General features: G+C 25.7%; 24 protein-coding genes. 6 read left to right on the top strand and 18 right to left on the bottom strand.

The features are described 5' to 3' along the window. Window positions 1-160: 160 nt before the first annotated feature. The 3 genes from Q0087_RS01750 to glmM (Q0087_RS01740) all read left to right on the top strand — a co-directional run bounded on the left by Q0087_RS01750 (window position 161) and on the right by glmM (Q0087_RS01740) (window position 4,275). Entirely contained in the window at window positions 161-1,813 is a 1,653-nt protein-coding gene (locus tag Q0087_RS01750; RefSeq protein WP_297897846.1) for an ATP-dependent DNA ligase, read from the top strand. A 478-nt stretch (window positions 1,814-2,291) separates the two neighbouring features. Next, on the top strand, window positions 2,292-2,690 hold the full coding sequence (locus Q0087_RS01745; protein ID WP_297897844.1) for an OB-fold nucleic acid binding domain-containing protein: 399 nt from the start codon (window positions 2,292-2,294) through the stop codon (window positions 2,688-2,690). Window positions 2,691-2,895: 205 nt separating this feature from the next. Beyond that, window positions 2,896-4,275 (top strand): phosphoglucosamine mutase, encoded by a 1,380-nt coding sequence (gene glmM, locus Q0087_RS01740; RefSeq protein WP_333658574.1) that lies wholly within the window; start codon window positions 2,896-2,898, stop codon window positions 4,273-4,275. Window positions 4,276-4,354: 79 nt separating this feature from the next. Here the strand turns inward: glmM (Q0087_RS01740) and Q0087_RS01735 are convergent, their stop codons facing one another. The 13 genes from Q0087_RS01735 to Q0087_RS01675 form a co-directional block, all read right to left on the bottom strand. After that, window positions 4,355-5,503 carry a tetratricopeptide repeat protein gene (locus Q0087_RS01735; RefSeq protein WP_297897843.1) on the bottom strand — a complete coding sequence of 383 codons (1,149 nt, stop codon included), beginning with the start codon at window positions 5,501-5,503 and terminating at the stop codon, window positions 4,355-4,357. Window positions 5,504-5,641: 138 nt separating this feature from the next. After that, the gene (locus tag Q0087_RS01730) at window positions 5,642-6,340 is read right to left on the bottom strand and encodes an anaerobic ribonucleoside-triphosphate reductase activating protein (RefSeq protein ID WP_297897841.1); all 699 of its coding nucleotides are present in this window, start codon (window positions 6,338-6,340) and stop codon (window positions 5,642-5,644) included. Between the two features lie 99 nt (window positions 6,341-6,439). Beyond that, complete coding sequence (gene hisC / locus Q0087_RS01725; protein ID WP_297897839.1) at window positions 6,440-7,552, bottom strand: histidinol-phosphate transaminase; 1,113 nt, start codon at window positions 7,550-7,552, stop codon at window positions 6,440-6,442. A 359-nt stretch (window positions 7,553-7,911) separates the two neighbouring features. Next, a complete protein-coding gene (locus Q0087_RS01720; protein ID WP_297897837.1) occupies window positions 7,912-8,412 on the bottom strand; it encodes a gamma carbonic anhydrase family protein in 501 nt (166 codons plus the stop codon). A 195-nt stretch (window positions 8,413-8,607) separates the two neighbouring features. Continuing rightward, on the bottom strand, window positions 8,608-9,891 hold the full coding sequence (gene glmU, locus Q0087_RS01715; protein WP_297897884.1) for a bifunctional sugar-1-phosphate nucleotidylyltransferase/acetyltransferase: 1,284 nt from the start codon (window positions 9,889-9,891) through the stop codon (window positions 8,608-8,610). 234 nt (window positions 9,892-10,125) lie between these two features. Further along, complete coding sequence (gene glmM / locus Q0087_RS01710) at window positions 10,126-11,511, bottom strand: phosphoglucosamine mutase (RefSeq protein ID WP_297897835.1); 1,386 nt, start codon at window positions 11,509-11,511, stop codon at window positions 10,126-10,128. A 141-nt stretch (window positions 11,512-11,652) separates the two neighbouring features. Next, a complete protein-coding gene (locus Q0087_RS01705) occupies window positions 11,653-12,900 on the bottom strand; it encodes a 2,3-bisphosphoglycerate-independent phosphoglycerate mutase (RefSeq protein WP_297897833.1) in 1,248 nt (415 codons plus the stop codon). Window positions 12,901-13,552: 652 nt separating this feature from the next. Further along, window positions 13,553-14,260, bottom strand: coding sequence for a TIGR00297 family protein (locus Q0087_RS01700; protein ID WP_297897831.1), 708 nt, complete (start codon window positions 14,258-14,260; stop codon window positions 13,553-13,555). 323 nt (window positions 14,261-14,583) lie between these two features. Continuing rightward, window positions 14,584-15,162: a 30S ribosomal protein S3ae gene (locus Q0087_RS01695; RefSeq protein ID WP_297897829.1), complete on the bottom strand. Its 579-nt coding sequence runs from the start codon at window positions 15,160-15,162 to the stop codon at window positions 14,584-14,586. 666 nt (window positions 15,163-15,828) lie between these two features. Then, window positions 15,829-16,092, bottom strand: coding sequence for a hypothetical protein (locus Q0087_RS01690; protein ID WP_297897827.1), 264 nt, complete (start codon window positions 16,090-16,092; stop codon window positions 15,829-15,831). Then, window positions 16,055-16,261, bottom strand: coding sequence for a flavodoxin domain-containing protein (locus Q0087_RS01685; protein ID WP_297897825.1), 207 nt, complete (start codon window positions 16,259-16,261; stop codon window positions 16,055-16,057). The genes Q0087_RS01690 and Q0087_RS01685 overlap by 38 nt, the downstream gene beginning before the upstream one ends. Before the next feature lie 95 nt (window positions 16,262-16,356). After that, window positions 16,357-16,692: a NifB/NifX family molybdenum-iron cluster-binding protein gene (locus Q0087_RS01680; protein WP_297897822.1), complete on the bottom strand. Its 336-nt coding sequence runs from the start codon at window positions 16,690-16,692 to the stop codon at window positions 16,357-16,359. A gap of 85 nt (window positions 16,693-16,777) precedes the next feature. Next, window positions 16,778-17,347 carry a flavodoxin family protein gene (locus tag Q0087_RS01675; RefSeq protein ID WP_297897819.1) on the bottom strand — a complete coding sequence of 190 codons (570 nt, stop codon included), beginning with the start codon at window positions 17,345-17,347 and terminating at the stop codon, window positions 16,778-16,780. Window positions 17,348-17,870: 523 nt separating this feature from the next. Between Q0087_RS01675 and Q0087_RS01670 the strand changes: the two genes are divergently transcribed. Together Q0087_RS01670 and Q0087_RS01665 are read left to right on the top strand one after the other, a co-directional pair. Further along, window positions 17,871-18,287 carry a DUF2178 domain-containing protein gene (locus Q0087_RS01670; RefSeq protein ID WP_297897816.1) on the top strand — a complete coding sequence of 139 codons (417 nt, stop codon included), beginning with the start codon at window positions 17,871-17,873 and terminating at the stop codon, window positions 18,285-18,287. 63 nt (window positions 18,288-18,350) lie between these two features. Beyond that, entirely contained in the window at window positions 18,351-18,545 is a 195-nt protein-coding gene (locus Q0087_RS01665) for a helix-turn-helix transcriptional regulator (RefSeq protein ID WP_342765314.1), read from the top strand. A gap of 291 nt (window positions 18,546-18,836) precedes the next feature. On the opposite strand, the gene mtnP is transcribed toward Q0087_RS01665, so the two are convergent. From mtnP to Q0087_RS01650, 3 genes are all read right to left on the bottom strand, one after another. Further along, window positions 18,837-19,616, bottom strand: a complete 780-nt coding sequence (gene mtnP, locus Q0087_RS01660) for an S-methyl-5'-thioadenosine phosphorylase (protein ID WP_297897810.1) — start codon at window positions 19,614-19,616, stop codon at window positions 18,837-18,839. Window positions 19,617-19,665: 49 nt separating this feature from the next. Further along, the gene (locus tag Q0087_RS01655) at window positions 19,666-21,114 is read right to left on the bottom strand and encodes an RtcB family protein (RefSeq protein ID WP_297897808.1); all 1,449 of its coding nucleotides are present in this window, start codon (window positions 21,112-21,114) and stop codon (window positions 19,666-19,668) included. Window positions 21,115-21,615: 501 nt separating this feature from the next. Beyond that, window positions 21,616-22,083, bottom strand: a complete 468-nt coding sequence (locus Q0087_RS01650) for an archease (protein ID WP_297897806.1) — start codon at window positions 22,081-22,083, stop codon at window positions 21,616-21,618. Window positions 22,084-22,288: 205 nt separating this feature from the next. Between Q0087_RS01650 and Q0087_RS01645 the strand changes: the two genes are divergently transcribed. Then, window positions 22,289-22,477: a hypothetical protein gene (locus Q0087_RS01645; RefSeq protein ID WP_297897804.1), complete on the top strand. Its 189-nt coding sequence runs from the start codon at window positions 22,289-22,291 to the stop codon at window positions 22,475-22,477. A gap of 501 nt (window positions 22,478-22,978) precedes the next feature. Here the strand turns inward: Q0087_RS01645 and Q0087_RS01640 are convergent. Next, window positions 22,979-24,106 carry an ORC1-type DNA replication protein gene (locus tag Q0087_RS01640; RefSeq protein WP_297897883.1) on the bottom strand — a complete coding sequence of 376 codons (1,128 nt, stop codon included), beginning with the start codon at window positions 24,104-24,106 and terminating at the stop codon, window positions 22,979-22,981. 323 nt (window positions 24,107-24,429) lie between these two features. Further along, window positions 24,430-25,200 carry a 6-hydroxymethylpterin diphosphokinase MptE-like protein gene (locus Q0087_RS01635; protein ID WP_297897803.1) on the bottom strand — a complete coding sequence of 257 codons (771 nt, stop codon included), beginning with the start codon at window positions 25,198-25,200 and terminating at the stop codon, window positions 24,430-24,432. Window positions 25,201-25,557 lie beyond the last annotated feature (357 nt).

Raw genomic sequence — 25,557 nt, 5'->3', positions numbered from 1 at the left:
TAATATCATATAAGTTAAAATTATTCTTAAATTAAATTCAAAATTTGGAAATAAATAAATAGTCAATAAGACCATATTAACTACTATAATTGTTAAAAAATGAAAATAAATGTTTATATATTAAAAAATATTTAATAAACTTTTACTTAAGAAGGATAAAATGAAATATCAAAAATTAGTTGATGTATACGAATCATTAGCTGCAACAACAAAAAGATTGGAAAAAACAAGCATCTTATCTGAATTTTTTAAAGAATTAGATATTGAAACTCTCCCTAAAGTCGTTCTCATGACTCTTGGTACAGTATTTCCTCCCTGGTGTGAAGAAGAGCAGGGTTTAGCTGATAAATTACTTATGAAAGCAATAGCTAATGTTGTTGGAGTTCCAGTAAACAAAGTAGAAGATCAAGTCAGAGAACAAGGTGATATTGGTGGAGCTGCTGAAGAGCTTTATAAAAGTAAATCTCAAACAACTTTTTTTTCTAAGCCTCTTGAAATAGATTTTGTATTTAATAATCTCCGTAAATTAGCTAAAATTTCAGGAGATAGATCTACTAATAGAAAAATTGCGATTGTTCTTGAATTATTATCTTCTGCTACAGCAACTGAAGCAAAATATATCTCTAGGACAATAATTGAAGAGCTTAGACTTGGAGTTGGAGAAGGAATAGTTCGAGATGCAATCTCAGAAGCATTTAAAGTAGAAAAATCCATAGCAGATAGAGCCCATATGTTGACTAATGATTTAGGCCTAGTAGCGAAAGTTGCAAAGAAAGAAGGAGAATATGGCCTTAAAAAATTAAATTTAAGTCCTGGAAAACCAGTTAAACCAATGTTGGCCCAACTTTCAGAAGGTATAGCCATAAGTGTTGAAGAAATGGGAGAAGCAATTTGTGAAACAAAATATGATGGAATAAGAGTACAAATTCATAAGAAAAATAATGAAATAAATTTATTTACTCGAAGACTGGAAAATATAAGTAAAGCAATCCCAGAAATGGTGGATTACATAAGAGAAACATTTCCAGATCATGATTTTATAGCTGAAGGAGAAATAATAGCTACAAAAAATAATAAGCCTATTTCTTTCCAGTACATGTTGCAAAGAGTAAGAAGAAAATATAATATTGAAAAGGCAATTGAAGATGTGCCCTTAAAACTATATCTTTTCGATCTTCTTTATTATAAAGAATCTATGATAGACAAACCATTAGATTTAAGGAGAAAAACACTTGAATCGATTGTTAATATTGAAAAAGAGCAGATAAATCTAAGTGATATGGTTAAAGTTACTATGGAAAATGTTTCAGATGCAGAAAACCTGTTTAATAAATCCATATCTGAAGGACATGAAGGAATTATGATCAAAAATCCAAAAGAACCTTATATTCCTGGAATACGTGGAAAAAAAATGTTAAAATTTAAAGCAGAACCTGAAACATTAGATGTTGTAGTAGTAGGTGGAACTTATGGTGTTGGAAAAAGAGCTAATTTTATTGGTTCATATAAAGTAGCTTTAATTGATGAAAATGATCAATTAAAAACATTAGCCCATGTAGCTACAGGTTTAGATGATGAAACACTAGCAGAATTAACCGAACTAATGAATAAATATAAAATTGTAGAAAAAGGAACAAAAATACAGGTCGAACCAAAAATAATTTTAGAAATCGCGTATAGTGAAATAGTTAAAAGTCCTGAATATGAAGCAGGATACTCTTTAAGGTTCCCCGTTGTTAAAAGAATTAGAGAAGATAAAGGATTATCTGATATTGATACTGTTGAGAGAATTAAATCTATGTTTAAAGGGTAAATAGACATATTTTAAAAATTTAAATAAAAATATCATTAATATCCTATTGATATTTACTTTTAATCAGTATTTTTTTCATTTTATAAAATTTATAATCATTATATCTATTATAAGTATTATAAATATTATAACTATTATAACTATTATAACTATTATAAATATTATATTATTTTTTTATATCACTTAAATTTACATATTATTTTTTACATCTTCTAATTAACTCATTATTTTTTTTACTTATCTAATTATTATTCTTTAGTATTTTTTATATATTAAATAATTTATATTTAATAAAACAATTATAATAATCAAAATTAATCTTTTTAGGTTACTTGAACAAATTATAAATGTTATTTAGATTAAATAAATTCATACTTATTATTAAACTATTTATGGATTATAAATTAGAGCATTGTGTATAAATCAATGTGACTAATTTTTTTAATATTTTAATAAAAAAATACCAAAAGAGATTATTATGGAAATCACTGATGATAAAATAATTAAAATAGCCTTAATAACAACAATGATTGGGTTAATGGGAATTGTTATTTTTGCAGGGGAAATAAATCCTAAAGAGACAATTATAAAAAAAATTGATAGAGGAATGATTGATGAAGAAGTAGTAATTACTGGAAATATAGAAATGGTGAAAAAATCATCTAATGGAAAAAGCTATATCTTAACATTAAATGATGGATCAGGGAAAATAACTATATTGATATTTGAATCTACAATAACAGAATTTGTAGAAAATGGAATTAATATTGAAAACTTTAAGAATAATAAAGTAAAAGTCACAGGAACTATTACTGAATTCAAATCAACAATAGAATTGATTCTTCATAATTCTAACTCTATAAAGATAGAGAACTAATGATTATACTATCTTAACAAATATATCAATAATCATTAATAATATAATGACTAAATATATCATAATAATAGATATTAGGAATATTAAATTCTTCAAAAATACTTTTATATTATATTTCAAAGTATTGTATTGAATTTATACTTAAAATATTTAAAAAGATAATTTAAAAGTTTACTAATATAAGATAATTTAAAAGGTTATTACTATGATAAAAAGATTATTTGGGACATTTGGAGTAAGAAGAACAGTAAATGACGTTTTAACACCAGAATTCGCATCAAGATTGGCTGCTAGCTATGGGAGTTTAATTAAAGGAAAAGTAGCTATTGGAGGAGATACTAGAACAACAACTCCTATGATAAAACATGCCATAATCGCAGGGCTTATGTCCTCTGGTTGCGATGTTATAGACTTAGGAATTTTACCGACACCAGCAGTACAATATGCAGTGAGAAACTATTATGATGGAGGAATAATAGTTACTGCTTCCCATAACCCACCAAAATATAATGGAATAAAATTTGTTGATAAATATGGAATTGGTTTGGGTGATGCTGATGAATTAGCTATTGAAAAAATGTATTTTGATGGTGAACCTGTTCGTGCATCTTGGGAATCAATAGGAAATCTTTTTAAAAATGACAAAATAATTGAAGAATATATAGAAGAAGTTCTTAAAAGAGTTGATGTAGAAAAAATCAAAAAAGCTAAATTAAAAGTTATTCTTGATTGTGGTTCAGGAGCAGGCTGTTTTACTGCACCAATTATTTTAAGAAAATTAGGTTGTGAATTAATAACATTAAATTCCCAAGCAGATGGATTTTTCCCTGGTCGTGACCCTGAACCAATTGAAGCAAACTTAAAAGATTTAATATCTGCTGTGAAAAATTTAGGAGCTGATTTAGGAATAGCTCATGATGGAGATGCTGACAGAACAATATGCATAGATGAAAAAGGGAATTTTGTTCTTGGAGATAAATCATTTTCTCTAGTTGAAAAAAGAATGTTAAAAGAAAAAAATGAAGAAGGACTTCATAAAAAAGCCAATAATATTATTGTAACCACTGTAGCTACATCTACAGCCATTTATGATATAGCTGATGAAAATAATGGAGAAGTTATAGCTACTGCTGTAGGAGACTTGTTAGTAGCAAGAAAACTGATGGAAGAAAATGGATTGTTTGGTGGAGAAGAAAATGGAGGACTTATATTTCCAGACTTTGTATATGGAAGAGATGCCGCATTGTCAGCAGCAAAAATATTAGAAATAATAGCCACAGAAAATAAAAAATTATCAGAGCTCGTAGAAGAGCTTCCAGTATACTATTCAGAAAAAATGAAATGTCAATGTGATGATGATAAAAAACAGAAAATTATGAATAATATTGCAGAAGAAGTTTCTAAACTTGGGTATGATCTTGATACGACAGATGGAGTTAAAATTTTCAAAAAAGATGGTTGGGTTATAATACGACCTTCTGGAACTGAACCAATATTTAGATGTTTTTCTGAAAGTAATTCTCAAAAAAACGCAACAGAAATGGCGAATTGGGGAATATCATTAATTGAAAAATATAAAAATTAATTATATAACAACAATAAATGTTTATTGAAAATTATGATTATTATATTTTATAACAAATAGCACCATATAAAGCAAAAATCTATAAATTCTCTAAACATTCATCTCTTAAAACTCTAGCATCGTCATTTTTAGGATTTATTGCTAAAACTTTTGTAAAAGATTCCATTGCCTCTTGAAATCTATTTAATTCCATCAAAACAACGCCCTTATTAAGTATAAAATAGCTTGGATCTTCCAAATTATTTTTAGCAATGTCAATTGCCTTATCATAAGATTCTAATGCTTCATCAAATCTTCCAAGATCTAAAAGAGCATTGCCTTTTCTGTTTTGTGCTTCAGCATCTATGTCATTATCATCAAAACATAATTCTAATGCCCTATCATATGATTTTAAAGCTTCCTCTGGTTCTTCCATCTCAGAAAGCAAATTCCCCCTAGCATTCCAAACTTCAGGGTTTTTATTGTCAATTCTTATTAACTCATCATAAACTTCTAGAGCCTCATTAAGTTTACCAAGAACTTCTAGAATGAAACCTCGCCAATATAAAACAACAGAATTTTTAGAATTTAATTCCATTGCTTTATTATTAGTTTCCAAGGCTTTTTCAGGATTACCATAATTAAGAAGAGCTATAGATTTATTATTCCAAATATATTCATTTTTAGGCTCTATTTCTAAAGCTTTATCATAACATCTAACTGCATCTTCAAATCTTCCTAAACGGGATAAATTGTCTCCTCTTTTATTGAGCAAATAAACATCATTTGGATCGAATTTTAAAGCAGCTGTATAACACAATGCAGATTTATCATATTTACCACTATCAAATAGTATATCTGCTCTTTGAGTCACCATTGCTTTTTCATTAATCTTTTCTCCTTCCCATTGATCAATATCTAATTTTTTAAAATGAATTATTTGAAATAGGTCATCATCATCAATATCATTAACATACATTTTTTTAAATTCTTTTACCATATCAAGAGAATTTTCATAACCTTCTTCTTTAGCTATTTCCTCATCATTTTTTAAATCTTTAAATGAAATTAAGTCAACAGCTGTAACTTCAGCTTCAAATATTTTCTTTTTTTCCTTAGAAACTAAATTCCAATAACAATGTAGCCTATCACCAATTTTAAGAGGATTTTTCCATAATTTTCGAATAGTAACTGTTTTTTTACCAGTTATGAGGTCTATATCTTGGCTTCCAAAGGATATAATTGGCATTTGCTTCCTCCAATTAAATATTCATATGATAGTATTATATATTATTATTTATTATAAATAATCAAATTATGAATATAATTTTAATATTTTTATAAATATTATAAAAAAACTTATATCGAATAGAAGATAATATAATACTTAAATACACTCTTCTCCAAATTCTGAAGTTTTTACTTTTATTTTTTTCAAATTAGGTTTTAATTTTTTGGCTAAATCCTTAAGTTCTAAAGGATTTGGGCTTTTTATATCATTCAACTTTTTATCCAATACTACTTTATTTCGAAATTGCTGTAATGTATAAACATCACAAGAAATCTGGGTAGAGATCTTTTTAATGTCTTCATATTCTAAGATTCTTGGCACATAAGTGGTTCTGCATTCTAAAAAAGTATTTTGAGATTCATTAATAATTTCCATGCTTTTTTTAACATTCGCACCAATATCTGCACCAATAACCTCCTCATATTTATCAAAAGGGGCCTTAACATCAAGCGAAATGTAGTCAGTAAACTCTAAAATTTTTATTATGCGTTTAGGGTAACAACCACTCGTATCAACTTTAGTTTTAAGACCTAAAGATTTTGAATACTTCAATAGTTCAATTGTATCTTCAATTTGAACTAAAGGTTCTCCTCCAGATATAACAACAGCATCTATATAATCTAAAGAATTATCAATAATTCTGAAAATCTCTTCAAGAGATTTTTCATCCCCTTTTTTTAATAACTCAAAATTATGACAATATGGACATCTTAAAGGACAAAGTGCCATGAATATAACTAAAGACATCTTCCCATTATATTCAACCGAAGATATTAAAGTCCCTCCTATTTCCATATTATCACATTAATTAATCAAATTATAAATTATATTTATGTTTGTGTTTTATTCTTATTTTATTTTTATATTTGTAAAATGCAAATATATATTATTTAATTATATATCCCCAATAACATTATTTAATATTTCTAAAAATTTTTTGTCTTCATCCATAGTTCCAATACTTACCCTAATCCAATATTCATCTAAACCTTTAAAAGAAGTACAATCTCTAACAATAACTCCTTTTTCCATTAATTTTTGAGTTAATTCCTTTGCAGTGATTCCAATATCTTTAATTCCTATTAAAATATAATTAGAATAAGATTTAAGAACATTTAAAGAATTTATTTTAGATAATTCTTCAAATAAATAGTTTCTACTATCTATCCCATTTTTTATTGAGTTTTTAATATATTCTTTATCTTTAAGTGTATTTAAAGCAGCATAATAAGAAAGTTTCGTAAGAGAAAATACTGGTTTTATTCTATGCATATAATCAATCATTTTAGAATTTGCAATACCATAACCAATCCTCATGCCAGCTAAGCCTAAAACTTTAGACATTGTTCTCATTATGAAAACATTTGAGTATTTATTAATAATATCAACATTATTTACTTCAGAATACTCAAAATATGCCTCATCTATAACTAAAACTATTTCTTTTTCTTCAGTAACTTTTAGAATTTTAATAATATCTTCTCTAGAAACTAATGCACCAGTAGGATTATTAGGAGAACATAAAAATATCATTTTAGTATTTTCATTTATTTTAGACAATATAGACTCAATGTCCAAAGTATTATCATCTAAATTCCATCTCCCATAAACTGGAATTGCACCATATGGTTTAAATAAAAATTCATAATACATATAAGATGGAAGTGGAACGATAAATTCATCATCTTCCTCTATAAATGTTTTAGCTAAAATATCAATGATTTCATCAGCACCATCACCACCAATGATAACTTCTGAAGAATCAACTCCAGAATAATCTGCAATTTCCTTCTTCAAATCTTCCAAATCAGATTCAGGATAGCGATTTATATAATTTAATTCATTTTTAATATTATATAAAGCTTTTTTTGAGGGACCCCATGGATTTTCATTAGACCCCAATTTTATTATATCCTCTTTTTTCAAATTAAACTCTTCAGCTATCTCATCTTGAGATCTTCCAGGAATGTATGGATCTAATTCCTTTACTACTTTTCTTACTCTCATATTATTACCTTAAAATAATATTTATCTATTTTATTCATTATTAATTAAATAAAAATAACCAAATTAAATCAATAAATGAACAGATAAAAAGATAAATAAACGAATAATGATTAAATATAAAATATAAATATCAGAAAGATAATTATATAATTAAATTAGAATTAAATTACAACTAAAACATGATTAAATTGTAATATGATTAAATTGTAATATTACTAAATTATATTATGACTAAATTATAATATAAATAAATTATAATTAAAGTACAATTGAATTATAATAACTATTTGATTAATTAAATAACACTAAAATAACAATTAAATAATAAATAAATAGTTGATCAGAAATAAAATTAATAACTAATAACTTTTTATCAAATCAACATAGTCTAATGCATTTGATTTAATTTTTTTTATTTCTTCAGAATTTAATTGTCTTATTAACCTGCCAGGTACTCCCATTATTAAACTTTGATTTGGAAATTCTTTTCCTTCCGTTACAACAGATCCTGCACCAACTATAGAATCATTACCAATTTTTGAATCATTTAAAATTGTTGCATTCATCCCAACAATGACATTTTCACCTATTTCACAGCCATGAATTATTGCACCATGACCTATTGAAACAAAATCTTTTAATGTAGTAGTTAGAGTATCCGAACAATGAATAACACAATTATCTTGAATATTAGAACATTTACCTATAACTATAGGTCCTTTATCTCCCCTAATAACTGCATTATACCATACAGATGAGTTTTCATCAATTTTTACATCTCCAATAATGTGAGAACCCTCAAAAAGTTTTACTGATTCGTGTATCTGTGGTTTCAAATCATTTAAACCATTAATAACCATTTTATTCCTGCCAAATAATATTTTACTAATTTAGAATAATATTTTAATCATACAAAATAATAAATTTAATAAATTTAATAAATATAATAAATATAATGAATATAATAAATATGACAAATATGATGAATATTAAATTCAGTTCCTTAAAATATTTAATATTAAATAGGAATTATATATCTATTCTTTATCAGGAACTCAATTAATCTTTTTGTCAGTGATAATATGTTTCTGTTTTACTAAAACTACTTTATTAGATTCAAGATCCTCATAAAGTAAAACATCAGAACCAACGGAAGAATTACATCCAACTTTCACTCCAGGGCTAAAACTTGAGTTAATTCCAGTTTTAACAGAATCCCCAAAAATTGCCCCGAGTTTACGTCTTCCACTATCAATTTTTTCATCTTTTATTTTTGTTTTGACTGTTTCATTATCAAATCTTAAATTAGCAACATTTGTACCAGCAGCAATATTACAATTAGAACCAATAACAGAATCCCCAACATAACTTAAATGGTTGACATTAGTATCATCCATTATTATTGAATTTTTTATTTCAACAGCATTTCCTACATTAACATTATTTCCCAAATAAGTACTTCCCCTAATATAACAATTAGGACCAATATCACAATTTTCACCAATATAAACAGAACCCATTATATAAACTCCTGATCGAATCACACTACCTTCACCAAGATGGATATTACCATGAACATGGGCCCCAGGTTCTACTTTACCTTTAATATTAGTAGTAATCTCTTCTAAAAAATACTCATTAATTTCAATTAATTCCCATGGGCGTCCAACATCGAGCCATTTTTTATTTGATTTAAATCCCAAAATAGTTTTGTTATCTAATATCTGCATAGATAGAGAATCAGTAATTTCATATTCCCCTCTTAAAGATTTTTCTGTTTTTAGTATCTTTTCAAAAATGTCTTTATTGAATATATAAATTCCAGTGTTAACATAATTACTAGGTGCTTCATCAATAGTTGGCTTTTCAATTATCTTCTTAACAATATTATTTTCAATCTCAACAACTCCAAAAAGAGTTGGATCTTCAACTTCTGTCAAAACCATTAAAGTATCTGGTTTTTTTTGAGAATATTCATCTATAATATTCATTAAAAGAGAAGTATCTAATATTATATCCCCATTTAAAACTATAAACTCATTATCCACAAAATCTTCACCATAACCAATAGCATTAGCTGTTCCAGATAATTCTTCTTGTCTTTTATAAGTAATGTTAACTCCAAGGTCTTTTCCATCCTTAAAATAATTTCTAACCATATCTTCTTTATAATTTACAATCAGAAGAATATCAGTAACCCCACTATCCCTCAAAGACTCAATATTATATTGAATAATAGGCTTACCTGCAACTGGAAGCATGGTTTTAGGCTTAGTTAGTGTTAACGGCCTCATTCTAGTTCCTTCACCCGCACTTAATATTATAGCTTTCAAAAAAATCTCCCCTACAAATCATTGAAATAAATAACTGATTAGCTAACAAACAATGCAAATATTACACATACAATAAATATAATGATTATTACAAATAGATATGTATAATACTCATTATTATTCTATTTATCATATTTTTATTGGATGTTTAATAAATATTATTATTAGAAATTAATTGCATATTAAATTATTAGAAATTATTTTTATATCAAATTATTAGAAATTATTTGTATATCAAATTTAATTTAAATTTTTTTTTATTATATTAGCTGAAATATCCCTCATTAATCTCGCATCTTGATCATTTTTAGCTTCTAGTGTTATCCTAATATAATCTTCTGTTCCAGAGGGCCTAACTAAAATCCAACTTCCATCCGAAAATGTTAATCGAACCCCATCAATTTTGTTAACATCCACAACATTATCAAAAGAATTTATTAATAAATTTTCCATATTTTCCATTACTTTAATCTTGTCCTCTTTAGAACAATCAATTTTTTCCCTAATACTCGGATAATTTGGAATATCATCTAGAAGTTTAGAAAGCGGGCCTTTTTTTGAAACTATTTCTGCCATTCTAAGTCCAGATAGTATTCCATCAGGACACATACAAAAATCAGGATGTATCCATGTTCCAGAAGGCTCTCCCCCAAATATAGCTTTTTCTTCAATTATAGACTCAGCCACATTTACATCTCCGACTTTAGTCCTGATAATCTTACCATCAACTTTTTCTAAAGATTCATCGAGACATATACCTGCATCAACAGTAGTGATAACTTTTAAATTTGGTTTATAATATTTTTCAGCCATATATTTAGATATAATAGCTAATAACTTATCAAAATCCCCAATTCTGCCATTTTCGTCTATTGCTATCATTCTATCCGCATCGCCATCATGAGCTATTCCCAAATCAGACCCAGTAGCTTTGACTACCTTCATCAAATCTTGAAGATTTGATTCGTTTGGTTCTGGATTCCTGCCAGGGAAAAATCCATCGATTTGAGAGTTTAAAGTTATTACTTCACACCCAGCCATTCTAAACAGCAAAGGAGATATTTCAGATCCTGCACCTGAAGCACAATCAATAACTATTTTTAAGCCTGATTTTATATCTATGATATTTAGAATACTATTAATATATTCCTGTTTAATCTCTTCCTCATAAATAATATTTCCAATATCATTCCAAGGAGATTCTATGAAATTTTTTGAATAAACTATATTTTCTATTTGTTTTTCTTGAGAAGGAGTATAAGCCATTCCATTTTTATTCCATAATTTAATACCATTATATTCTGAAGGATTATGAGAAGCAGTAATCATTATTCCAGCATCAGCATTTAAACTTTTAACAGCAAATCCTACAATAGGTGTGGGAACCATGCCTATTTTAAAAACATTTAAACCAGATTCTAGTAAACCTGCAGTAATTGCATTTTCAAGCATTTCATTTGTGGTTCTTGTATCATACCCAATTACAACACTTCCCTTTTTGCCCAAATAAGTAGCTAAAGCTTTTCCAACATTCAGAGCAAGGCTTGCTGTTACATCCTCACCTATTTTTCCCCTTATTCCAGAAGTTCCAAAAAGTTTTTTATTTTTCTCAGTATTAAACGGCATATTTTTACTCCTAGCCACATAAAATTAAAATAATTAAAATCATAACATAAATTAAATTTTTAAAGATAAATTTTAAAAATCTTATTATATATTAAATCCCAATTTAGAAATATTATATATTTTAAATCTTAAATTCAAAATTTAAGCACCAAATTTTGTAGAATTATTCATCAAATCCATTAAAATGTTCATAACATCAGAACCACGAATTCTACAAAGTCCTCCTTTGTAAGCATCCATCTCACTAAATTTATTTATCCCATCGATTCTAACTTCTGGGCCTTTAATGATTAAAGGAACTGGGTCTGCTGTATGATCCATGCGAGAAATTGGAGTTGAATGATCAGCAGTTAAAATGATATAACAGTCTTCAATTTCAAGTAATTTCTTTATAACGACTTCATCAACCTTTTCTATGAATTCCATTTTTTCATTTAAATTACCATCATGACCGGCTTCATCTGCACCATCAATATTTACAAGTAAAAAATCATATTCATCACCAGTTGCATGTTTAACAATCTCATTAATTATATTATCAAGATTAGTGTCTACTCCTCCGGTTGCACCCTCAACTTCAATTATATCCATACCTGCAAATCTGCCAATACCCATTATAAGTCCTGTTTCAGCAATACATACAGAATTTAAATTATATTTCTCATTTAAAGGTTCAACTTTTGGTACTGCTCCTGCACCCCTAGGTACAATAATATTTGCAGGAGGCTCACCATTTTCCTCTCTTTTTTTATTAATAGGATGATCTTTAATCATTTCATAAGACTTATCAACAATTTTATTTAAAATATCTGCAGTCATAATAGCTTCTTTAGTACTATCAGTTGCGAAAACTGTTTTAGGAGGTTTTCCTTCATTTTTAGGATCTGCATCTGAAACAGCATCAGAAAGTTTATTATCTCCTTCAGACCTTAAGACAAGAACTGCTCTATGGCCAGTAGATTCCTTAAATATTATTTTTATATCTTCATAACCTTCTATAACCATATCATTAAGAGTCTCAACAATTTCTACTGTTCCATCCCTTATTCTGCCTGCACGCCTATCAATAATTATTTTTTCATCATTAGCAGTAGAGAAATTACATCTAAATGCTATATCACCTGGCAATACATCAACACCAACCCCTGAAGCTTCAAATGGCCCTCTTCCAGTATAAATTTCATAAGGATTATATCCAAGTATTGAAATATGGGCAGTATCACTTCCAGGAATTATACCTGGTTTAATAGAATCCATTAATCCATTAATACCCATTTCTGCCATTTTATCCATATTAGGAGTTTTAGCTGCTTGTAATGGAGTCCTGCCATCTAAATCTTTTAATGGGCGATCTCCAAGCCCATCCATTATTAGAATCATTCCTTTCATAAAAATCACTATATTATATAATGTAATACATAAATTAAATAAATATTTATAATTATCTACTTTCATACAGATAGTATACTACTTAAATTAAAATAATTTAAAGCAATTTAATTAAGCCATTATAGTCTAAACGATTATGGATTAAAATATTAGCCATATTAATTATAATTTAATTTTGGCATTAATTACAATATTGATATAGCTATTTTAATTATTTTAATATTTATTATTTGATTACAGGTATTTCAGTTATACTTTAATAATTATTATCTGATTATATTTTATTTTATCTTTTGAATACTATTTTGTAATTAGAGTATATGATAGTTGATTATATATTGAAATTTAAAACATATAAGCTTTAATAAAATAAATTTAATAATATATTAAAATTAATATAATCCACTAATATAATATTATATAATATTCTGATATATTTCAATAGTTTATTATTTATTAATAAATTAAATAGTATTAATAATTAAAGTATATTCCGATTAAGCTATTGATAAAATATAGGATAGCATAATATTAGCTAAAAATATATTATAACATAATAATAAAAATTTTTATATTCCAAATGATAGGAAAATAAAAAATTAGGAGCTTATCTAAAAAATAAAAATAAATTCATGATTTACAATATTTAAAACTATAATGTTGAAATTATGCCGATTATTGCTCCAGTAATAGTTGCTAAGAGGTTGACATGCTCATTATTTATAAAATTTCTTCTTTCAAATACTGCCCCAAGTATACTATCCATAAAACAGCCGATAGTTCCAGATATGACTGCAATTTTTAATGAAAGAATAGGATCCGATATAATACCCAATAAAAAGGCTGAAAACCCGATTATAGCAGCACCAATTATTCCTACTACTGTTCCCAAAACAGAAACTGCACCATCTGTCCCAGGAGCAACTTTTCTCATTGTGGTTATTAATCTTGGCTTTTGAAGTATTCCAATTTCACTTGCTAATGTATCTGCAGTAGCAGTAGCAATAGCTCCTATAAAACCACCTACAAGAGGAAGATAATAACCTCCAAATGCAGCCATTATAAAAGCTACAACACCATTAGAAATGACATTTTTTGCAGTTCTTTTACCCTCATATATCCCTAAGTTCTGCTTATAATATTTACTCTGTCTTGTAGCAATAAGACTCAAAATTAAGAAAATTAAAATTAAAAGTAGCCAGTTAATTCCTGCAGAAAATATGATTATAATACCCATAATAATCATAGCAAGAGTTCCCCATAAATCTAAAGCTTTCCGATTATAAGTAAAAGCTCCGACTACTAGAAGTAAAATTACATACCCCCAATTTATCATTAAGGTCTCTTCCATAACAATCATCACTATTAAATTTATTATATGACTTATATAAATATGCCGAATTGACAAAAATTAGTATTATAAAATTAATAAAAAACCATTAATGAGAAATATATTATATAATAAAGTTTGTAATAAATCTAAGAAATATTAAAAATATTAATAAAAACCACTAAAATAATTTAAATAAAATATGGAAAAATGATTATAAAAAATAAAATTATAAAAATTAATTATAAAAAGTAATTAAAAAGAATTATTATAAAAAAATAATTAAAAAATAATTATAAAAAATAAAATTTTAAGTGATTAAATTAATAATTTGTTAAATTAATAACCTTAAATTAATCTAATACTTTACTTTTAATGATTTCTACTCTTTTAAGTGGATAAATCTTTTTAGCCCTGTGATATATTTCAGAAGCCATTCTTCCGTTAACTGAAGTTTCTATTACATCTTCATAGCTTCTTTCACTAGCTAATTTTTTAACAAGACCAGTTATTGTTTCCCTCATAAATTTTTGTTGGGAAGATTTAGATCTTCTTGTAGTTATAGCTAAAACATGCAATTTCATTTTATGATCATCTTTAGTTTTAATAGCAACATGAGTATCAATTCTACTTGTTCCTCTTCTAATCATACTTCTTACATAGTCAGTTGTTACTTTATGGCCAGTAAATTTGGTATTAGCTATATCTCCTGCAACATTATCGACTTCAAATTTTAGTTTTATATATTGTTTAGAAAAATCACCAGTTAATTCTCTCATAGTGACTTCTACTCCCCTACCTTTCAAAAATTCAGGATCTCTTGAAGGAGTATCTCCAATCTCTTTATCTCCAAATTCAATTGGGGTTTTAATAGTATACCAAGATTTTTCTTTCCATGTATCACGTGCTCTTCTTCTTTTTGCCTTTGCCATATATATTACATCCTTTTAATTTTTATTTAATTCCTTAATTTGTAATTTTAAATCTTAGACTATTATTTCAATTATTAAATTAAACATAAAGAAATAACAATCAATTATTAATTATTGAAATTATAATTAGTATTATTTATGAAAATTATATTAATATTATAAACTTTGTAAAAATATTATAAATTTGATTAATATTTAAAAATATTTAATTAAAATCTAGATTATTTTACAATTCAAATTTTAAATACTATTATAATATTTTCATATAAAATTAGATAATACAATTTACAATTGTCTTTAAAAACAATAAAATTAACTAGAATTGAATCATTAGCTATAAAAACCGCTAATTCACAAATCTGATATCGGACTCAATCCGAACATTATTGAAAATTGTTTATAATAAAGTTTTAAAATACTTTAAAACCCGCCCATAAAGGATAATATAACATTTACATTTATCCTATTTAAAGTTTTTTGAAATAATATAAAAATAAAAATTTTATTATAATATTTAAATAAATTAATATAATTTAATAATATAAAAATAAAAATGTTATTATAATATTTAAATAAATTAATATAATTTAATAATATAAGAATAACAATCAAAGATAAATATGGCTTTACTATTAGAAAAATATTAGATAGTTAAAGTTCAAAAATTTATTTTAATAAGGATTTAGAAAACTTTTTTGCATTATCTACATCTTTTTCATTTGGTCTGCCTTTGTTAATTCCTCCAATAAGTTTTATAGGACCAAAAGTATCAAAACCCTTGCAATTAAAATCAGCAACAACATTAAACCCATTTAAATCTAAAATATCCCTAAATTTTTTGTTAAAGTCCTTTTTATCCCTTCCACTGGTAGTAAAGATAAAAGTTTTTTGATTATCCATGTGTTCGATATTTTCTATGAATTTTACCATAATATATGCCAGAGCCAAATCCAACTAAATCATAGTCATCAAGGTTTCTATGAGAATCATTAAAATTTTTAACATTTAATAATTCTGCATTAATTTCATTAGCTATGGTTTTAGCTATTTTTTCAGTATTATTATTATGAATAGATTCATAAATAATAATTGATTTCAATCTATAACCTTCTTAAAAATTCTTAAAGGCATATTCATAGCCTTTTTATAATTTTTTTATATTTATAATTAAATAACCTTATTTAGAGGAGTCAACTATAAAGGATTCCTCATAAATTTATAATGTTCAATGTATCTATTTATAACTTCATCAATAGGACCCTCATCTTCAACAAGCTTTAAACCAGACTCTTCAATTCCAAATTTTGATTTAAATCCTGCTTGAACACAAATAACAACATCACAATCGCTAATAGTGTTTAAAGTTTTCATCCATTGGTGTTTTTGCCCAAGAACAAATTCAACAGTTCTTTTTTCAACAAAAACTTTATTATTTCCCTCTTCATCAAAATCAAAGATAAATATAGATTTTGCTTTTCCAAAATGCAAATTTACATTTTTTCCATCTGACGAAGCAACAGCTAGCCTCATTATTGCTTCTCCTCTTCACCCTATTTTTAGATCATATAATAATTGCAAAAAATATTATAAATAATAAATATAAAAATATAATTATTTAATCTCTAATTTTTTGAATTAATTTAGCTACATTTTCTCCAAATAACTTAATAGTGCCTATTCCTTCCTCATCAGATTTAGCTGTACCTTCTTCAAGAGCAAATACAATGTTCCAATAGTTAGAACCAACCATAATCATATTATTTATAGGAAAAACCATGGACATCTCTTGAAGTGTAAGAGTTTGACCTCCTCTTCTAGCTACAGCAATTGGCCCTCCAACCATCCAAGATAAAAATTGATCAGTTCCACGAGAAACTTTACCAATTCTTTGAAGAGCAGACATTATATCTCCCCTAGCAGTACCAAAGTAAACTGGTGCTGCAGGTATAAATCCATCAGCTTCTCTTATTTTTTCAATTATTTCGTCAAGGCCATCTTTAAGAACACAATTGCCTTTTTCTATACACTTATTACAAGCTATACAAGATTGAATTTGCATTCCTCTGAGACTTAAAATTTCAGTACTTAATCCATTTTTTTCTATCTCATCAGCACAAATTTCTAAGACTTCAACGGTGTTACTATTTTTTCTAGGACTTCCACTTAATAAAACTACATCTACCATCTTTAATACTCCATATAAATTTTAAATATTTTCAAATCATTTAATGAAAAATATTAAATATATCATTATTATTTATAGCCATATGTATATTTCTCATTTTAATTAAATTTTATTCATGAATTGAAAATTCAAATAATATGTTTTATAAAATTTTACAAAATAATCAAAGCTTAAATAAAAAAATTAAAATCCCACTAAAATATTAAAAATAGAAAACTATATATAACAAAATGTACAATATCTTTAACAAAATGTAAAGAAATATTTACAAAAAGTATAAGATTATTAACAAAGATTATAAGAATAATTTTAGCACATAGGAATAATTTTGGTATAGAAAAATAAGTTAATATAGAAAAATAAGTTCAATAATAATTTAATATTATTTATTAAAATTAAACAATTGAAAAAATGAGATATTTAATAAAATTGAATAGTTAATAAACTGTTATATCTAATAAGATAGAATAATAATAAAGATAAGATAATTAATAAATTTATAAGCACAATATAAGGTGAAAATATGGAATCAAAGATAAAAGTAATTATAACTATTATATTATCAACTTTAGTGACATTTACATGGGTTTTAGGAATTATATTTGCAAATTTTAATCTTTTTATAGTTTCTATGATACTATTTATAATTGTATTAATACCTACAATAAAATATTATAAAGAATTAGATGAATTTTTTAAAAGTAGAAATGAGGAAATAATTGAAGATGAAAGAACAAGATATATAGATGAGAAAGCATCACTTCCAGCATTTGGATCAGTGATGGCAATAGTTATTTATGTTGCAATAGCCATATTTACCCTCAGAAATGTATATCCTGAATATATTATCATAGCCTATGCATTCTCTTTTACAGCATTTATAGGAATAATTATCTATTTAATAAGTAGAACTTATTTTAAAAGAAGATATAGTAATTAATAAAAAAAAGTTTATTAAATATAGAATAAATGTTTTAAATGAAAAAATAGACATATAAAGAGAATAAAAATGAAAAATAGAATAAAAGAATTCCGAGCAATACATAATACTACCCAAGAAGAATTAGCTAAAAAACTTAAAGTATCTAGACAAACCATTTTAGCTATTGAAAAAGATAAATATGATCCTTCACTTAAATTAGCATTTAAGATAGCTAAATTCTTTGAGGTTAAAATAGAAGAAATATTTATTGAATAGTTTATTAAACACTAATCCAATTATAAAAAAACATATTTGTAAATAAAAAAATTCTTGATAAAAATGAAATATTAAATCAATAGAATAAAATAAACCATATTAATAGAATAAAACACTATTGACATAATAAACCAATAGGAATATAATAGATCAAAAGTGATATAATAGACAAATAGTGAGATAATAAACAAATATTGATACAATAAACAAGATAAATATAATAAAATTTATTATAAAAACTTATTAATCATTTATAAAACTTATTAATCTGTTTTAATGGATGATTAAAAATCAAACCCCTGCACCATCTAAAGCAGATAAACAATAGCAATCAAAATCATTGTTCAAAGATTCAACAGTTTTATATATAAGATTAGTAAGTTCTTGACCTTTGACTTCCATTATTTCAAAAACTTCATCCATTGTTAATTTATTTGGAGAAATTGATGCACCATAGTTAGATACTAAACATATACTAGCATAACAAATTTCTTTTTCCTTAGCTAATACTGCTTCAGGAAGGCCAGTCATACCCACAACGTCTCCCCCTAAAATTTGAAGCATTTTTATCTCAGCAGGACTTTCAAATCTTGGTCCTTCATTACAAACATAAACTCCTTTTTCTACAAAGTCACCTTTAGTAATTAAAGATTTATTAGCTATAATTTGAGATCTTAATCTATTACAATAAGGCTCTGTAACATCGACATGAACAACTTGATCATCATAAAACGATTTATCTCTTTTAGAAGTAAAATCTATAAAATCATCAACTATTACCAATGAACCGGGATGAATTTTTTCATTAAGTGAGCCAACTGCATTTGTAGCTATAATTTGTTTAACTCCTAAACTATGAAGACCCCAAATATTGGCACGATAATTAATTTTATGGGGAGGTGTGCTATGATCTCCAGAGTGTCGAGGCATAAAAGCCACATTATTTTTTCCAATCATAAAAAGAGAAATTTCAGCAGACTCTCCATAAGGAGTTTTAACTATTTTTTTTTCCACAGAGTCTGCTTTATTTGTAATGTCATAAACACCACTACCACCAATAATACCTATCATAAATACACCAAAAATTAAAAATATAAATATAAAAAATTAAAAATATAAATTATCCTTTTGTAACTGCTAAAGGTACTACTTTAGCTACAAGTTTAGCTATTCCACTACTGTCAGATGTTCGAACAACTTGATCAACATCTTTATAAGCTTCAGGAGCTTCTTCAGCTAAAACAGGTTGGGAATTAGCTCTTACATAAATTCCTTTACTTTCTAGATTATTTTTTACCTCATCACTAGTAAATTTCTTTTTAGCACCAGTACGGCTTAATTTTCTTCCAGCACCATGAGCGGTAGAACCAAAAGTTTCTTCCATAGCAATATCAGTTCCATGGAGAATATAAGAAGCAGTCCCCATAGTTCCAGGAATTAAAACTGGTTGACCCACATTTCTATATTCAATTGGAATTTCAACCCTACCAGGACCAAATGCACGAGTAGCACCTTTTCTATGTACAATAACCTCTTCATTCCTATTTTTTATATTATGAACTTCTTTTTTAGCAATGTTATGTGCAACATCATAAATAACAGACATTCCCATATCTTCAGCTGATTGATTAAATATTCCTTCAAATGTTTCTCTAACCCAATGAACCATCATTTGACGATTTGCCCATGCATAATTAGCAGCCGCTGCCATTGCCCGGAAATAGTCTTGAGCTTCTTTAGATTCAACAGGAGCACATGCTAATTGTCTATCTGGAATATTAAGGTTATGTTTTTTATAAGCTTTATCCATTGTTCTAAGATAATCTGAACAAACTTGATGACCGCAACCACGAGATCCACTATGGACCATTATAGTTATAGTATCAGGTTCAAGATTAAAAACTTTAGCTACTTCTTCATTAAATATCTCATCAATTTTTTGAACTTCAAGAAAATGATTTCCAGAACCAAGAGACCCTAGTTGAGGAATTCCTCTTTTTTTAGCTTTATCAGAAACTTTAGATGAGTCTGCATCTAACATCCTACCATTTTCTTCAAGGAAATTAAGATCCTCTTCCCAACCATATTCATTTTCAACAGCCCATTCTGCCCCAAAATTGAGAACATCATCGATTTCATTATCTTTTAACCTTATTTTACCTTTACTCCCAACTCCAGAAGGAACATTAACAAAAAGTTTATCAACAATTTCTTTCATTTTTGGTTTAATATCATCTTCAGTGAAGTTTGTTCTAATCATCCGAACCCCACAATTAATATCAAAACCAACACCTCCAGGACTAACTACTCCAGTACGAGCACTGAAAGCTCCTACTCCACCAATTGGAAACCCATAACCAAAATGAATATCTGGAAGGCCAATTGAAAACTTTTGAACACCAGGAAGACATGCTACATTAGCAATTTGCTCAATAGCTCCATCTTCAAGGTGTTTAAGTGCTTCTTCTTCTAAATAAAAACGTCCAGGTACTTTCATCTCTTTTTTGTAGCTACTAGAAAGTTCCCAAACATCTTTCCTAATTTCAGTAATATTCTCTTTTATACTCATAAAAATCATCTAATAATTAATTGGATAAAAAATTAATAAAAATGAATCAAAATAACAACTAATAAAAAATTTAAATTAAATTCAAATTAATAATGAATTTCATACAGATTTAATATACATTTTTAAACTTAACATTATATCAAAAATTTTAAACATACTAAAAATTTTTATACCTAAATAGAATTGATAAATAGGTATGATAACTTTTTCATTTATTATACAAAATACTACCACAATATTAAATTTCAATAGTTTATTATAAATTATATTTTAATATTACAATATATTAAAACTTACTAAATTTTATAATAAATAACTTTTATAATTAATAAATTTTATATTTTACATAATTCTATTTTAAAGATTCTAAAATTTAAAAATAAGTTCCCAAATACTTTTATAAAAATGAGATAATAAATCGAATAAAAGTAAAATAAAGAAAAGAATGTGGATTTAAATAAAGAGGCAAATTTAAAGTAGTTAAAATGTAATTATGTTAGTTTAGAGATCTAAAATTACTCTAGCCTTACAGATATCATCACAAAGGATTTCCATCATATGAAAAGTGATTGCTTTAACTTCACTTCTTCGATCATGTTTATTCCAATTGATATTTTCACCATTTATAACTGCATTTAACTTAAAAATTTCACTGCAATTATATTTTTCCTTAATTATATTCACATCAAAGTTGGAGAATAACATTAAATCCACTTCATGAATAATCAATAATTCTTCTAAAAAATCATACAATAAAGACATTAAATCTTCAGATTCAACATATATAGCTTTTGAATCATTTTTGTCCACTTTTTTAACATCAGTGATAACATCAAACATTGCTAAAGCAGCATTTTCAAAAACTTCATTTAAAGTTTTGCCATAAGCCCAAAATCCAATATCTGCAGTCACATCAAAAAATTCAAATCTTTTTTGAGTATTTTTTTTAAGGTGGTTTTTGTTATTCATATACATCTTGGAAAAATAAAAATTTCTAATTTTATTATATTAAAATTACTATTAAATTACTATTAAAATTATTTAACAGTTTATAATATAAATAAATATTTTTAGCTTTTTAAAAAAACTAATATTACTTATCATAAGCTCTCTCGGATTCTTTTTATATGTATTTTTCAACTCATTATAATTGTAAACAAATTTGAGTGATAATATGTCAAAAAATACAAACCAATATTTAAGAAATGATTTAAGGAAAAAAACAAATATAAGTGATTTTTTATTCTTTAAAAACATTAGCTTTCAATCTTGCATGGTAATACTCTTTGTTTTTGTAGTATTGCTTTTCAGTATATTATCTATAGCTACAACCCCTAATCCTAGTGTTATTTTTGGAATTTAAAGTATTAATATCCGTATTAACCCTATATTGATATTATAATTTTAATATTATATAAATCCAATATATAACTTAAAAAAAATTATACTACCAAACCCTAATGTAGCTAATGAGTAAACCATGCAAGAATTTTTATTTTAAATGTCAAACATTATATTTAAGATAAAATTTGCATTGAACAAGTTTGCATTAAATTAGCTATAATAAGAACACATAGATAATAAGCATATAGTAAATAAAATTATCATTATGCTATCCATATAGTTTAATATTAAATTATATGGATTAAAAATATCATCTTATAAATAATATTATTTTAAATAATAATAATTCTATCTTAAAATACTATTTTAAATAATAATAATAATAATAATAATATAGAACTATATATAGGAAATATATATTTAAATAATAATTAAAAATAATGAATAATATAAAATAAAAAGTAAGAAGAATAATAGGTAAAAAAAATATTTATCTAAAAAATATCTATTTATATAATAATCACAACAAACATTTTTTAACATCTTCTTTATTAACTCTGAGAATTATTTGTCTTGAATTTCCCCTTATTCCTTTTCCTGTGAATTTTGTGTCAATTAATCGTAAAAATTCTAATTTTTCTAATGCTCTACCAAATGTTGCATAGCTAAGCCCAGTGTCTTCTATAAATAATTTAGACAGTGGACCTGAATTCATAGAATCATCAGCAGCTGCAATAACTTTTAATAAAGATTTTTCTGATTTACTTAATGAACGAAGCGTTTCAACTAATTTTAAAGAATTACTTTTAGATTTAGCTTCTTCAAGATGAGATAATTCTATAGTTCTTGATGCATTAGATTCAGCTATGTTTCCACAAATTCTTAGCAAATCTATTCCAGTTCTCAAATCACCACCATCAATAGAATAGTCAGTGATTTCCTCTAAAATGTCATTGTTAATCACTCCAGGATAAAATCCTGCTTTAGCCCTATCAGTCAATATATTTAATATCTCAGTTCGAGTATATGGAGAGAAAGATACTTCTTGAGGTATAAAAACAGTGTTAACATTTTTATCTAATACGAACCTAAACTCAAGTTCAGATAGAATTGCAAATAAACCAGTTCTAACGCCAGGAAACTCCTCATAAGCCCTCAATATATCATAAAAAATTTTATTAACCATATTATTTTTGAATAAATAATCAACATCGTCAAAAGCTACCAATAAGGCTTTTTTTTCGTCTGAAAGATGTTGCATTATCTTTTCATAAACTCTTGATACAGGAATACCTGTTTCAGGAGGAGCATGACCAAATATTTTTTTATGAATTTGTGAAAATATGCTAAAACGAGTAGTGTGCAATTGACAGTTAATATAACAGCAAAATACCTTGTTAGAAGTTTTTTCAACCATCTCGAAAAGTTTTTTTATTGCAGTAGTTTTGCCTGTAGCACAAGACCCAAGGATTACAGTATTGATTGGTCGTCCATTATTTAAAGCTGGACGAATAGACATGGCCATGGCTTCCATTTGTGAATCTCTGAAATTATAGTTTTCAGGCATATAATCTGGATTAAATGCATTTATATCCTGAAATATTGTTTCATCATGAAGTAATATATCTTCAATTCCCATAACAATAATTTGTATAAACTTATATAAAAAAGTATATTTTAATATTTTAAAATATCTCAAAAATATGTATCAAAGATAAACTAAAATATTTGTATAATATGAAAAAAATCACTAATTAAAAAAAGTCATAAAATATAGCATAAAACCGAAAATAAAATTAATTATATTAATTTTGATATGCCAAAATATAATAATTGTAAAGTATATTATAAAAATACAATAATTGTAAATTATAATATCTAAAAATATATTATTGAAAAATATTATTTTGTAAAATATTATTTTAAAGTTATTAGTTTAGTATTTATTTTTTATATTTATTAGTTTAGTAGTTATTTACTTAAATTAATGATTTCAATGTCATTATTTTCTTTAGCCCAGTTAACTAACTTTTCAGCGTATTGTAATTTTTTCTGTTTAATTTCATCAGCATCAGCGGTTTCAGTCTCAATTTCTGGTCTAGAATATTTAGTTACTATTTTTCCAAAATCCATTCCTGCAAGAATAATTTTTTCTGCATTTAAAGCAATAGCTAAAAATACTGCCCTATCCCCATCAGTGAAACCTCCAAAATTATAAAGATTTGAAAATGGTTCAGATTGAGTAGTTCCTAGTATTTTATTAAAACTATTTGTGTATTTTAATATTTTTTCAAAATTGTTACCATGTGCATGAACAACAAAAACTGACCCTAAATCATTTGCTAAAATCAAATCCTCAATCTTTCCATCTAAGTCTGTTACAATTATATCTGGAACAATTTTCTCTTCTAAAAGAGCAGTTGTTGCCCCATCGGCTGAGATTAATATATACTCATTAGAATCTTCTAAATTGCAAAAATTTTTAATTTTCATAATATCCTTTTTTAATGAAGGACCTGCACCAAAAACAATGAATTTTTTTATATTAGATTTATTCTTATGAAAATTATGTATAGTAATCTTTTCATGTTTTAGATTATCTAATAAATCTTCAATCTTAATTGAATCCTTAACAGATAATAATTTGTTTAAAATAGCAGCAGTTTTTTCATCTTCTTCTCTTGAGAATCCAAAATCAACTAATATTTTTTCATACCAAATATTCCATTCCTCAAATTTCATTATTAATAATTATATATTTCCTATAAAATAAATTTTTTGAAATAACTTTAATTTAGTGAAAATTATTTCATTTTAATAACATATGTCCAAATTTAATAATGATAAATATTTTATTTAAAATTTTATTACATTTCAAAAAATAAATAAAATTATTAATTAATTAAAAAAGAGATATTTTACAAATTTTCATGTTAAAATTATAAAAATTAGTTTTAGGATTATAAAGTTTCATTATTATGATATATACCAAATATAATTAATTAAATATAATACTAATAACAAAATTTTTTAATATATATATAGAGGGTGACTCATAATTTTTTCTTTTTTTTCTTTTATTTTTCCTTTAAATTTATA

The organism is uncultured Methanobrevibacter sp. (assembly GCF_937881195.1).
Lineage (GTDB): Archaea > Methanobacteriota > Methanobacteria > Methanobacteriales > Methanobacteriaceae > Methanobinarius.
This window is presented reverse-complemented; position numbering and strand designations above follow the sequence as displayed.